The sequence below is a fragment of the Flavobacterium acetivorans genome (assembly GCF_020911885.1).
GTDB lineage: Bacteria > Bacteroidota > Bacteroidia > Flavobacteriales > Flavobacteriaceae > Flavobacterium > Flavobacterium acetivorans.
In genome coordinates this window covers 3,388,476-3,402,737 of sequence record NZ_CP087132.1, presented here as the reverse complement: position 1 = coordinate 3,402,737, position 14,262 = coordinate 3,388,476, and the positions used below count along the sequence as shown (strand labels likewise).

General features: G+C 33.1%; 9 protein-coding genes. 6 read left to right on the top strand and 3 right to left on the bottom strand.

From position 1 onward, the window contains the following. Positions 1–8: 8 nt before the first annotated feature. Positions 9–1,127 (bottom strand): GTP cyclohydrolase, encoded by a 1,119-nt coding sequence (locus tag LNP19_RS14735; RefSeq protein WP_230062654.1) that lies wholly within the window; start codon positions 1,125–1,127, stop codon positions 9–11. A 25-nt stretch (positions 1,128–1,152) separates the two neighbouring features. After that, the gene (locus LNP19_RS14730; RefSeq protein WP_230062653.1) at positions 1,153–2,088 is read right to left on the bottom strand and encodes a transporter; all 936 of its coding nucleotides are present in this window, start codon (positions 2,086–2,088) and stop codon (positions 1,153–1,155) included. Between the two features lie 125 nt (positions 2,089–2,213). Between LNP19_RS14730 and LNP19_RS14725 the strand changes: the two genes are divergently transcribed. The 5 genes from LNP19_RS14725 (at position 2,214) to LNP19_RS14705 (ending at position 8,278) form a co-directional block, all read left to right on the top strand. Next, positions 2,214–2,495 carry a DUF4834 family protein gene (locus tag LNP19_RS14725; protein ID WP_230062652.1) on the top strand — a complete coding sequence of 94 codons (282 nt, stop codon included), beginning with the start codon at positions 2,214–2,216 and terminating at the stop codon, positions 2,493–2,495. 47 nt (positions 2,496–2,542) lie between these two features. Further along, positions 2,543–4,975, top strand: a complete 2,433-nt coding sequence (locus LNP19_RS14720) for a YfhO family protein (protein ID WP_230062651.1) — start codon at positions 2,543–2,545, stop codon at positions 4,973–4,975. A 54-nt stretch (positions 4,976–5,029) separates the two neighbouring features. Next, positions 5,030–6,322, top strand: coding sequence for a glycosyltransferase family 4 protein (locus LNP19_RS14715; RefSeq protein ID WP_230062650.1), 1,293 nt, complete (start codon positions 5,030–5,032; stop codon positions 6,320–6,322). A gap of 20 nt (positions 6,323–6,342) precedes the next feature. Beyond that, positions 6,343–7,812 carry a lipopolysaccharide biosynthesis protein gene (locus LNP19_RS14710; RefSeq protein ID WP_230062649.1) on the top strand — a complete coding sequence of 490 codons (1,470 nt, stop codon included), beginning with the start codon at positions 6,343–6,345 and terminating at the stop codon, positions 7,810–7,812. Between the two features lie 166 nt (positions 7,813–7,978). Next, entirely contained in the window at positions 7,979–8,278 is a 300-nt protein-coding gene (locus LNP19_RS14705; protein WP_230062648.1) for a hypothetical protein, read from the top strand. 7 nt (positions 8,279–8,285) lie between these two features. On the opposite strand, the gene uvrA is transcribed toward LNP19_RS14705, so the two are convergent. Further along, entirely contained in the window at positions 8,286–11,072 is a 2,787-nt protein-coding gene (gene uvrA, locus LNP19_RS14700; protein WP_230062647.1) for an excinuclease ABC subunit UvrA, read from the bottom strand. Positions 11,073–11,250: 178 nt separating this feature from the next. Between uvrA and LNP19_RS14695 the strand changes: the two genes are divergently transcribed. Continuing rightward, positions 11,251–14,052 (top strand): triple tyrosine motif-containing protein, encoded by a 2,802-nt coding sequence (locus LNP19_RS14695; RefSeq protein WP_230062646.1) that lies wholly within the window; start codon positions 11,251–11,253, stop codon positions 14,050–14,052. The last annotated feature ends 210 nt before the right edge of the window (positions 14,053–14,262 follow it).

Below are 14,262 nucleotides of genomic sequence, written 5' to 3'. Positions count from 1 at the left end.
TTTTTTGACTATAATTCTATTTTAAATGTTTTTCTTCGGCAATGTACTTTAGGGTCAAAATGTTTCCATAAGTTATGGATGGCAGTATTATCTGCCAGTTCCGGTGTTCTAAAACAGTTTTCAATGCCTTTTTCTTTAAAAGTATGGTAATATTCATTAAAAATGATTGCCGTAACGGCCTTATTTTGAAAATCAGGATGTACGCCTATCAAATAGAAAATCATATCCTTACTTTGTTTTTTAGCTTTCAATAAATGGATGAATCCAAAAGGGAAAAGCTTTCCTTTTGCTTTTTGTAATGCTTTTGAAAAAGAAGGCATTACAATGCTGAAAGCAACGATATTATGATCTTTGTCTTCTACGAATTTAATGTATTCCGGGTTGATTAGACTGATGTATTTTTTCTTGAAATATTCTTTTTGGATATCAGAAATGGCAACAAATGACGATAAACTTGCGTAAGATTTATTGAATAAATCAAACATCTTGTCCACGTGTGGCATTACTTCTTTGGTGGTTTTAAAATTAAGTGGACTTAACTGGTACCTTCTTTTTACCAATTCATTTGCTTTCTCAAAAAATTCTGGTTTTACATTTGAAAAAGGAAACTTACTTTCAATATATTCTTTTTCGGTCACATAGCCCAATTGTTCGAAATGAGTTGCGTAATAAGGGTGGTTGTACCAGGTAATCATGGTTCCTAACTGGTCAAAGCCTTCAGTAAGCACGCCCACTTTATCCAGATTAGAGAATCCCATTGGGCCTTCTACGTATTCCAAACCATTTTTTCGACCTAATTCGTATACTTTTTCAAGCAAAGCTTTGGTGACTTTGATGTCGTTGATGACGTCAAACCAACCAAAACGGACTTTCTTTTTTTGTTGGTCATTTACTTCACTCCAATTGATGATTGCCGTGATACGCCCCACAATTTGATCATTTTTATAGGCAAGAAAAAAATAGGCTTCGGCATTTTCAAATGCTGGATTTTTAGTTTTGTCAAAAGTTTCCAGTTCATCGGCAATAATTGGCGGAACCCAGAATTCATTGTCTTTGTATAAAGAAAAAGGAAATTTAATATAGTCAGTTAATTCGCTTTTAGTTTTGGCTTCTTTTATTGTAATCATTATGCTTTTTTAGATTGTATTTTTTTTATCCTTTTTTAGTTTTCTTGGCTCTTCTTTGGGCTTTTTTATCAGAATCGTTATTGTCTAAATTAACTCGGACTTCTTTGTAATTAGCGTCATAGCGCCAAGAAAGGCCTATTCCTCCGTAAAGTATCGAAGGAGTATTTTTTAGACTGCTGCTGATGGAAGCATCGATTTGCATGTCTTTATTCAGTAAATAGGCTGCGCCGCCTCTAACGATGGCATCGCTGTAAAAATCACTTTTGAAACCTTGGTTTTCTATAAAGCCAGACCATTTGTCGTTAAAACCTTTTGTCAGAGTTAGCACATATCCATAACTTGGATAATCAGTAGCGATATAATCTCCGATGATGTTCGTTACAAAAACCCATGTTCCGTCACCAAAATGATTTTGGGTAATTAGCATTAATTTTGGTGAAATTTCTCCTTTTGGAGAAAAATAATAAGGATTGTTGGACGAAGTAATATTTGCTCCTGCAAAAATAGAAACGGCTGGAATAAATTGATTCCAATTGAAGGCATGATTGGCTTTCCAGCTGTAGATATTAATTTTCTTCTCGTGGTCTTTAAAAGGATCGTAAATTAGGTACTTAGCGCCCAAAACGGTTTGTTTTAAGGCGGCCAGATTATATTCTTTAAAATTTTCAGTTTTTATTTGATTTTGGTACTGTAAATCCGCAATTAGTTCTAGCTTTTCCAAAAACAAACCCCATCTTAGCGTCATGTCTACCCCAAAACCGTTTGCATCATAATTCAGTAGATCGTGTTTTTCTGTAATTCCGTAAATTCCGGTTTCTACTTGAAATACCGATTTTCCAACTGAAAATGCCGACATGGTTTCTCCGGGTCTGTTGGAATTTATCTGATCGGTATGCTGTGCATAATGAAAACTAGGGATCAGTATCAGGGCACTGAAGATTAGTAGTTTAAGTTTTGACATATTATTTTTTTAAAATTAAAAGTAATAACGCTTTTCAAATGTACTATATTTTATTATTTATTTAAGAATGATAGTTTAATTTTGAACTTTTGATTTGCTAATTTTGCTAAAAAAATATTTTGATTATGCAAACCGCTTCTTTTGCGGGTTTTATAAAAACCCTATTTTATATTGTAGCTTTCTACTATATTTTTAAGTTTTTGGCAAAATTATTTTTGCCTTTATTGGTTAAAAAAGTGGTGGAGAAAGCCGGATCCAATTTTCAAGAGCAACAACAGCGTTCGCAGGATGCCTCATGGAGAAAATCCAATAGCAATGATGAAATAATTTATAACACTGCCCATTCTAAAAATCCGAGGGAGACTAAAAAAGTAGGAGATTATGTGGATTACGAAGAAATAGATTAAATTTGTCGTAATTAGTACCATTTTACTCTAATCCAAACCATTTTATCTTGAAAATAATAAATAAGTTCTATCCACACGCCTTAGCCATATTTGGTTTTGTTGTAGTTTCTCTCCTATATTTTTATCCTGTATTGCAAGGTAAACAAATCTTCCAATCTGATATTGTACAATACACCGGAATGGCCAAAGAGCAAAATGACTTTAGAGCCACTGATCATGTAGAACCTTATTGGACTAATTCGGCTTTTGGTGGAATGCCAACTTATCAATTGGGAGCTAAATATCCGCATGATTATATTGGAGCCATTGATGATGCTTTGCGCTTTTTGCCTCGTCCCGCTGATTATTTGTTTTTGTATTTCTTAGGGTTTTACGGCTTGTTATTGGTTCTTAGAATCGATCCATTGAAAGCTTTTTTTGGAGCTATTGCTTTTGGTTTTTCCACTTATTTAATTATTATTTTAGGTGTTGGTCATAATGCCAAAGCACATGCTATTGCTTATATGCCAATGGTTATTGCCGGATTTATTTTGGTTTTTCAAAGAAAATATGTTTTAGGAGGCTTGCTGACTCTTTTTGCCACGGCTTTAGAGATTAATGCGAACCACTTTCAGATGACATATTATCTGTTGATTTTCTTACTGATACTGTCGGGATATTTTATTTACTTGGATTTAAAAGCCAAAGAATATAATGCACTTTTTAAATCTTTTGGAATTTTGTCTGTTGCCGGTATTTTGGCTATTGGAGCTAACGCTACTAATTTGATGGCTACTGCAGAATATGCCGATTTTAGTACTCGAGGAAAAAGTGAATTGAGTTTTAATCCTGATGGATCAAAAAGTACTAGTTCTAGTGCGATGACTTACGATTATATCACGGAATACAGCTATGGTATCGCTGAGAGTTTTAATCTGATTGTCCCAAGGCTTTTTGGAGGTTCAAATCATGAGGCTTTAGGAACAGATAGTAGCATGTATGAATTTATGATTGGTCAGGGCGTGCCAGAAGGACAAGCAGCTGATTTTGTTACCGGAATGCCAACTTATTGGGGCGATCAGCCTATTGTTGCCGCTCCGGCTTACATTGGAATTGTTGTTTTTTTCTTAGGAATATTAGCTTTATTTATTGATGAACGAAAAATTAAATATGTTTTTCTTTCAGGTGCTATTGCTGCACTTATACTTTCATGGGGTAAGAATTTTCCAATTATAACGGACTTCTTTATTGACCATGTACCGATGTACAATAAATTTAGAGCCGTTTCTTCGATCCAAGTGATTCTAGAACTCTGTTTCCCTGTTCTAGCCATTATGGGGTTACAAACTTTTTTTAAGTTAGAAAAAGAGATACAATGGAAAGCACTTTGGCAATCAGCCGCGGTTGTTTTTGGACTTATTTTAGCTTTATTCTTCAGCAAAAGCATGTTCAGTTTTTCGGGAGCTAACGATGCTTATTATCTAGAAAGTTACGGTCCTGGATTCGTGGATGCTTTAAAAGCAGATCGAATGACTTTGTATAGTGCTGATTTATTGCGTTCCGGATTTTTTATAGTATTGGTGGCTGGAGTTTTATGGCTGTTTATAAAAAATAGGATAGCTCAGAATGCGGCTATTATTTTAGTAGGACTTTTTATGGTTTCGGATTTGTTTTTGGTGGATAAAAAATATGTTTCGGCTAAAGACTTTGTGAGCGGAAGAGATGTTGAAGCTCCTTTTCAGGAAACAGCTGTTGACGCAGAAATTCTAAAAGATACAGGACATTATCGTGTTTTTGAGGTTAATGGAAATTTATCCAGTGCGAGAGCTTCTTATTTTCATAAGTCCATTGGAGGATATCATGCCGCAAAACCAAGACGCGTACAGCAATTATTTGATTATCAGATTTCCAAAAATAATTTGGAAATGCTAAATATGTTGAACGTAAAATACGTAATCCAAACCGATAAGGAAGGAAAAGAATTTCCAACCATAAACCCGGATGCCAATGGAAACGCTTGGTTTGTAAGCGATGTCAAATTGGTCAATAAAGCCGACGATGAAATGCGAATGTTGGATAAGTTTGACAGTAAAAAAATAGCAATTTTTAACATTAATCGTTACCGTTCTAAATTTAAAAATGCGCAGCTGAAAAAGAATTTAGACACGACAGGAACCATTCAGTTGAATGTATATAAACCGAATTATTTAAAATATACTTCTGCTACTAAAAATGAAGCCTTAGCTGTTTTCTCCGAAATTTATTATGAAAATGGTTGGAATGCCTACATTGATGGAGAAAAAACAGATCATTTCCCAGTTGATTATGTATTGAGAGCTTTAATTGTCCCAGGCGGAGAGCATACTATTGAATTCAAATTTGAACCTGAAGTAATTAAGACAGGAAGTACGATAACATTTATAAGTTCAGTTGGAATGTTACTTTTATTAATTGGCGGAATTTATTACGAGAGAAAAAAAGGTTTAAAGTCTGAAGTTTAAAATTTTAAATGTCCTTTTTTTGGTTTTCAAAACCATAAACTATAAATCTTAAACTTGGAATCAAAGAAAATCCTTATCATAACCTATTATTGGCCGCCTGCGGGAGGTCCAGGCGTGCAACGTTGGTTAAAATTCGTAAAATATTTGCCAGATTTTGGGATTCAACCTGTCGTTTATATTCCAGAAAATCCAACCTATCCTATTGTTGATGAAAAGTTGGTAGAAGAAGTTTCAGAAAAAGCAATTATTCTGAAACAGAGAATTTTTGAACCTTATCAATTGGCGTCTTTTTTTTCTAAAAGTAAAACCAAAAAAATAAGTTCGGGAATTATGCCCAATAAGAAGAAACAATCCTTTTTGGACAAAGTGTTTCTTTGGATACGCGGGAATCTTTTTATTCCGGATGCCCGAGTTTTTTGGGTAACGCCTTCGGTTGCTTATTTAGAAAAATATATTATTGAAAATAAGATTGACACCATAGTTACTTCTGGACCTCCGCATAGCTTGCACCTTATCGGATTAGAGTTGAAACAAAGGTTAGATCTAAAATGGTTTGCTGATTTTAGAGATCCATGGACCACAATTGGCTATCATAAATCCTTGCGATTATCTAATTATGCTGCTAAAACCCATAAAACTTTAGAGCATCAGGTTTTGAATTCAGCCGATACTGTTATCGTTACCAGTAAGACCACAAAAACCGAATTTGAATCCATCACAACTAAACCTATTGCCGTTATTACGAATGGTTATGATGTGGAGAAGGTAGAAAAACAAACTTTGGACACTAAATTCAGTTTGGCGCATATTGGTTCCTTTCTTTCCGAAAGAAATCCACTGATTCTATGGGAAAGTTTGGTTGAATTAATTGCTGAAATTCCGGATTTTAAACTTCATTTTGAGCTTAAATTGATTGGCGCGATAAGTCAAGAAGTTTTAGACACAATCTCTAAGTTTGGTTTAAATCCCTATTTGAATAACTTAGGCTATGTTTCGCATGCAGAAGCTGTGGCGCACCAAAGAAAATCACAATTATTGTTGCTGATCGAAATTGATTCAGAAGATACCAAAAGTATTATTCCCGGGAAATTATTTGAATATATGGTTTCCAATAGGCCTATTATAGCCATTGGTCCTAAGAATTCTGATTTTGAAGAAATTATTAATAATACTAATACAGGAGTGTTCTTTGATTATTCGGAGAAGAATAAGCTGAAATCAATGATTTTAGACTATTACAATCAATTTTTGGAAGGAAAATTAGAGTCAAATGCTGTAGGTTTGCAAAAATATTCCAGAAAAAACTTAACGAAAGAATTGGCTCAATTGATTAATTCTAATTTTTAACCTCAAACTTCCAAGCTTTCATGGGAATAGTTTTAAATCAATCCTTAAAAAACACTATAATTACCTATATCGGATTTGGGATTGGAGCGGTAAACACGATTTATTTGTATCCTTTTTTTCTGGGAGCTACTTTCTATGGATTAACCAATTATATTACTTCTTGTGCTAACGTTATTATGCCATTGTTTGCTATAGGAATGCAAAATACTTTGGTGAAATTCTATTCGCAATATGAAACGGATAAAGAGCGCTCTCGTTTTTTATCTTTTACAGTTTTATTTCCTTTGCTATTAATAATTCCAATGTTATTAATTGCATTTTTCTTTCAGGATGAGATTTTGTTTTTTCTATCAAAAAAGAATGCGATAGTCAAAGATTACCTTTGGTTGATCCCATTTATTGGCTTGTGCATGGCTTATTTTGAAATATTTTATGCTTGGTTACGCGTGCATATGCATTCTGTTTTTGGGAATTTTATTAAAGAAGTGGGATTGCGATTGTTTTCGTTGTTTTTATTGATAGGCGTTTATTTTAATTGGCTGACGGTAGAAGGTTTTGTTTATGCAACAGCTGCGCTATATTTTTTGGCTTTTTTGATAACTATGTTGTATGCATTTAGTATCCAGAAACCGATATTTCAGTTTAAATTACCAGACAATACCAAGGGTATTTTGACTTATACTTTTTATATTATTTTGTCAGGAAGTGTGGCTAATTTACTTTTGGATGGAGATAAAATTATGCTTAATCAATATATGCTAATCGATAATATTGCCTATTATTCGATTGCAACTTTTATTGCTCTGGTTATATCGGTTCCTAGTAGAGCGATGCATCAAATTGTATATCCTATAACCGCAAAATTGATGCATGAAAACAAACACGACGAACTCAATAATTTGTACAAAAAAACATCGATTAATTTACAAGTTGTGGGTGGTTTTGTGATGCTAGGAATTTTTGTTAATATAAATATGTTATACGTTATAATTCCAAAAGAGTATAGCGGTGGAATTCTGGTTGTTTTTATGATTGGATTGTCTAAATATTTTGATTTGATATTAGGGAATAATAATGCTATTATTTTTAATACAAAATATTATAGAGCCGTATTGTTTTTAGGAGTTTTTTTAGTTGTAGTGGCCGTTGGACTGAATATGATTTTTATTCCAATGTATGGTATTATGGGATCTGCTTTTGCGACTTTATTATCAATAACTTTATACAGTTTGGCCAAGTTAATGTTTGTGGTTAAAAGATTGCATTTGTATCCTTTTACAAAGCAAACATTACATTCTATAGTCATCACGGCTGCGATATTTTTACTATTTTATTTTTGGGAATTTCCTTTTAATCCTATAATTGCCATTGGACTAAAATCAGTTTTGGTGACGGTTTTATACGTGTATATCAATTATAAATTTAGAATTTCTATGGAAATTAATCAAGTTATTGATAATGTACTTAAGAAGCTAAAGCTAATGAAATAAGTTTTTAGTGATTATTATTTTTTGATATAATAAATGTTAATCACTAAAAGTGGGTATTGTGTAGTGAATTCTGTTCTTTTATTTTTGCTAATGTTGATTTTGTAATTAATACTATTTACTTAGAAAGTGAATGTTTGAATAACAATACTAGTTAGCCCTGAAGATTATGAATAGCCCACAGATTTCAAAAGAAAAAAACCTAGAAAAATATTCGAATATTGTCGCTCATAAAGTCCATAATGGTTTTAAGATAGTAGAAACTAATGAGAGTTTGCCTTATTCTGTTTTGTTTAGAGAAGGCAAAGAGATGAATAATAATTTAAATTTCCTGCTGTTTTGCGCCACTTTCGGTTTGTGGACAGTGCCTTGGATTTATATCAGTCAGGTGGCTTCAAAGCCCAAAAAGATATTAGTAGGCATTGATGAGGATGGCGAACCTTTTGAAGAGAAATGTTATATGGAATAGATTTGAACTATAATTTTTCTTTTAAGTATTTTCCGGTTATCGACTTTTTGTTTTTTACCACCTCTTCTGGAGTACCTTCGGCTAATAGTTGACCTCCGTTTTCACCACCTTCAGGACCTAAATCAATAATCCAATCGGCACATTTTATAAGATCAAGATTGTGTTCGATTACGAGAATTGAATGGCCTTTATCAATTAAAGCATCAAAAGAAGCTAATAATTTCTTGATGTCATGAAAGTGCAATCCGGTTGTAGGTTCGTCAAAGACAAATAATGCTTTTTCTTTTGTAGCTCCTTTTACCAAGAAAGAAGCTAGTTTTATTCTTTGGGCTTCACCACCAGAGAGTGTAGACGATGATTGTCCTAATTGTACATAGCCTAATCCTACATCTTGCAGCGGTTTTAGTTTCTGAGTTATTTTATGTTGTTGGTTGGTTTCAAAAAAAGCAACAGCATCATCAATAGTCATTGTCAGTACATCATGGATGTTTTTATCGGCAAAGGCTACTTCGAGTACTTCTTTCTTAAAACGTTTTCCATTACAGGTTTCACAAGGCAACTGAACATCGGCCATGAAAACCATTTCAACATTTATAGAGCCTTCTCCTTTACAGGTTTCGCATCGGCCACCATCTACATTAAAAGAAAAATGTTTGGCCTGATAGCCTCTTATTTTGGATAACTTTTCCTTGGCATACAATTCTCTAATATCATCATAAGCCTTGATATAGGTTACTGGATTAGACCGCGAACTTCTTCCGATTGGGTTTTGGTCTACATATTCAATATGTTTTATTTGTGAAAAAGAACCGCTAATTTCAGTGAATTGTCCTGCTTTTTCACCTACATTTTCCAGCTTTTTTTGCATGGCTGGGAACAAAATTTTCTTGACAAGCGTACTCTTTCCACTTCCTGAAACACCTGTGATAACCGTTAGTACATCGAGCGGGAATGTCACGTCAATATTTTGCAGATTGTTCTCTCTTGCTCCTTTTATTTCGATACAATTCTTGAAAGGTCTACGTTTTTTTGGAACTGAAATCTCTAGATCTCCATTCAAATATTTTGCTGTCAGGGAAGTCGATTTCAATATCTCATCATAAGTTCCTTGAGCGACTAATTCTCCTCCAAAGGTTCCTGCTTCAGGACCTATGTCAATAATCATATCAGCAGCATTCATGATGTCCTCATCATGTTCGACCACAATAACGGTATTGCCTAAATCGCGTAACGATATTAGTACTTTTATAAGGCGTTCTGTATCTTTTGGGTGCAAACCAATACTGGGTTCATCAAGAATGTACATCGAACCCACCAAGCTACTGCCTAGTGATGTTGCTAAGTTGATGCGTTGGGATTCTCCTCCGGAAAGTGTCGATGAGTTTCTGTTTAAGGTTAGGTAATCCAAGCCTACTTCGGTCAAGAAGGACAATCTGTTGTTGATTTCGACTAATAATCTTTTGGCAATTTGTTTTTCGTAAAGATCTAATTCAATATTGGCAAAGAAAGTAACCAAATGCTTAATAGGCGAATCAACTAAGTCAGAGACCGTTTTCGAATTGATTTTAACATAAGATGCTTCAATTCGTAAACGTTTTCCTTTGCAGGAATAACATTTGGTTTTACCTCGGTAACGGGAAAGCATTACTCGATTTTGAATTTTATAATTTTTTTCTTCTAATTCTTTAAAAAAATCATTTAGCCCCTGAAAGTATTTATTTCCGGTCCATATCAATTCCTTTTGGTCATCTGTCAATTGATAGAACGGTTTGTGAATGGGGAAATCAAATTTGTAGGCATGATTTACCAGTTCGTCTCGAAACCAACTCATGCTTTCGCCACGCCAAGGGAAAATAGCGTTTTCGTATATCGACAAAGTCGTATTTGGAATCACTAATTCGGCATCGATTCCTATGATATTTCCGTATCCTTCGCACACAGGACAGGCTCCATAAGGGTTGTTGAAACTGAACAAATGAACGTTTGGCTCCATAAAAGTAATTCCATCCATCTCAAAATTATTGGAATAAGAAAATCTTTTCTCGGAATTTAGTTCTTGTAAGTAGCAGATGCCTTTTCCTTCATAAAAAGCAGTTTGCACCGCATCAGCGAGTCTGTTGTAAAATTCCTCCTCCTCTTTGACTACGATTCGGTCAATAATGAGCGTAATGTCTTTATTATCTAATGAATGTTGATCGATTTCGTCTAAACGAATCATTTGATTTTCAACTAAAATTCTGGAAAATCCCTGTTGTAATAATACTTTTAACTTGTCTTCTAATTTTCTTCCTTCTTCTAAGTGAATAGGAGCCAGTAGTAACCATTTGCTGTCCAGATCAAAATTTTTGACATCGGTCACCACATCGGTTACGGTGTTTTTTTTGACTTCTTGTCCAGAAACGGGAGAAAAAGTACGCCCAATTCGCGCAAACAGTAATTTCATATAGTCATAGATCTCAGTAGAAGTTCCTACTGTAGATCGAGCATTTGTGGTATTCACTTTTTGTTCAATGGCAATAGCAGGAGCTATACCTTTGATGTATTCTACTTTTGGTTTGTCCAATCTTCCAAGAAATTGTCTGGCATAAGATGATAGACTTTCTACATAACGACGCTGACCTTCGGCATACAAAGTATCAAAGGCCAAGCTCGATTTTCCGGAACCGGAAAGACCGGTAATTACAACGAGCTTGTTTCGGGGAATCACTACGTCCACATTTTTTAGATTGTGTACTTGAGCGCCTTTTATAATGATATTTTTCTTTGGATCTATTTTAGAAATGTCAACTTGCATAAAAAGAATGAATTTCTACAAAAGTAATCATTTTCTAGCTGAGAAAGAAGGTTGAACAAATCCTAAATTTTGAAAAAGACAGCAATTTCGCAAAATTTTACAGTATATTTATTTGGTAGAATTATGTTCTTTTTTGGCTATTAACTTTTATATTTACTACAACCAAAAACCAAAATAATTGAAAACTAAACTTACTTTTTTATTTTTAGGACTCTGTCTGTCAATTTTTGCACAAGAATTACCTCCAATAGTAAAATATACACCAAATCTCTATGGTGCAGGAAATCAAAACTGGATGATTTCTCAGGATAAAAATCATTATTTGTTCTTTGCTAACAATGAAGGACTCCTAGAGTATAATGGTTCTAACTGGGAATTGTACCTGTCACCAAATGAAACAATTATTCGTTCTGTAAAAGTAATTGATGGTAAAGTCTATACGGGGAGCTATATGGAATTTGGTTTTTGGACAAGAAAATCTAATGGAAAACTCAGTTACACTTCTTTGAGTCAAACGATTAAAAATAAACTTCTTGATGATGAGCAGTTTTGGAATATTTTAAATTTTGACCAATGGGTAATTTTCCAATCCTTAAATCGAATTTATATATATGATTCTAAAGGAGCTACTATCAAAATCATATCACCTGATAAAGGCATAAATAAATCTTTTAGAGCCAGTAATTCTATTTATTTTCAAACTGTAGATGGAGCACTTTTTGAAATTGAGAGTGGTAAGGGACGATTAATTTCTGACCATCCTGTTTTGCAGAAAAATAGGATAATCAATATTTCCGCAATTAATGTGGGACTTTTAATCCAAACACAATTAAATGGATTTTATAAACTGATAGGGAATGATTTATCTAAATTTTCGACAGAAGCAGATTCCCAACTCTTAGCAAGTAGTGTTTATAGTAGCCAGGTGCTTTCAGATGGTAATATTGCAATTGGGACGGTTTCTAATGGGATTTTTATTATAGATAATGTAGGTAAAATAAAATATCATATTTCTCAAAGTAAAGGATTGAGTAATAACACGGCTTTGTCTTTGTTTGAGGATGTCGATGGAAATCTTTGGGTTGGTCTGGATAACGGTATAAATTGTATAAATCTCCAATCAGCGATTCATGCTTTTGTTGACAATACAGGTATTCTGGGAACTGTTTATAGTTCTAAATTATTTAAAGGAAATTTATATATTGGAACTAATCAAGGATTGTTTTACAAAAAATATCGAAGTAGCGATACTTTTAAATTCATTTCGGGAACTAAAGGACAAGTCTGGTCTTTATTTGAATACGATGGAACTTTATTTTGCGGACATGATTCAGGAACATTTATTATAGAAGAAGGTAGCGCAAAAAATATATCTCCTTTTTCCGGAACATGGCAGTTTGAAACTGTTCCCTATAAAAAAGAGCTTTTACTTCAAGGGAATTATTATGGTATTTCTGTATTAGAGAAAGTAAATAAACAGTGGGTTTTTAGAAACAAAATTTCAGGTTTTGACTATTCGTCTAAGTGTTTTGAAATTGTAAGCACAAATGAAATTTATGTAAGTCATGAGTACAAAGGTATTTTTAGGCTGCAATTAGATAATAAATTAGAAAAAGTAAATTCTTTTAGCTCCTATAGAACTCCCAAAAAGGGAAAAAATGCAAGTTTGATCAAGTTTAATAATAGTATTTATTACGCCTACAAAGAAGGAGTTTTCAAGCTGAATAATAAAACGAAGCAATTTGAAAAAGATAAGTTATTAAGCGCTGTTTTTGAAAAAGACGAATATACATCTGGGAAATTGATTGTAGATAATTCTAATAAAATCTGGTTATTTTCTAAGAATTATATTCATTATTTTTCCTTGAGCAAAATAAATAACCAACTGAAGCAAAATGTAATCTCTATCCCCTCGTCGTTGACTAATTCTATGTTAGGGTATGAAAATATATCACAGCTGTCCAGTTCTGACTATCTTATAGGGACAACCGATGGCTATTATATTATGAATATTAATGATTTAAGTTTTAAAAACTACAATGTGTCTATCACTAATATTACTACAAATAAATTAAATAGCGCCTATAGTAGTCAATCTATTGGAGAAAAGGGAGATTTTAAATTTGATGATAATAACATTAGTTTCAGTTTTACTGTACCTGAATATAATAAATATATTAATGTTGAATATCAATATGTATTAGAAGGGGGACAGGAGGAATGGAGTGTATGGAGTACAAAATCAACAGTGAATTTTAAAAAATTATCACCTGGAGATTATACCTTCAAAGTCAGAGCTAAATTTTCAAATTCAACCTTGGATGATACTGCCACATATTCATTTACAATTCGCAAGCCTTGGTATGCAACTAACGTCGCTATTTTTATATATATCATTTTTATTTTTGTAATGGGGTATTATATTCATAGAGCCTATAAAAATTATTATCACAAACAGAAAGAAAAGTTGATCGAGGAGAATAATCTTTTATTAGAGATAAAAGAATTGGAAAATGAGCAACAAATGATGCGAATTAGAAACGAACAGCTTTCTCAAGATGTGGATTCTAAAAGTAGAGAGCTAGCGGTCTCGACAATGAGCTTAAATAGTAAGAATGAGTTGTTGACTTTTATTAAAGAAGACTTGAAAAAAACAAATAAAGACGGGAATAGAAGTATAAAATCAGTGATTTCTACAATAAATAAAAACATATCCAAAGATGATACTTGGAATGTTTTTCAGGAAGCTTTTGACAGAGCCGACAAAGATTTCTTGAAAAAAATTAAATTATTGCACCCTTCCTTAACGCCCAATGATCTTAAACTGTGTGCCTACCTTAGATTAAATCTGTCTTCTAAAGAAGTGGCTCCATTATTGAATATTTCTGTGCGTAGTGTCGAAATAAAAAGATACCGTTTGAGGAAAAAAATGGAATTATCTCATGAACAAGGTCTTGTAGAGTATATACTAAATGTATAGTTTTCCCCGTACACAAGAATAATACCTATACATTACCACAACATTTACGTTGTAGTTGTTATTTTTTCTGTAATTTTTCGAAATGGATCTTTCTTTTTTCCTTAGTAAAATCAAGTGTTTTTTTTGATATCATATAAAAAAAAACGATTTTTTTTACGATGTATATTTTATATAAAGGTATTTTTTAACAGATTCTTATGTTTTGCTTGT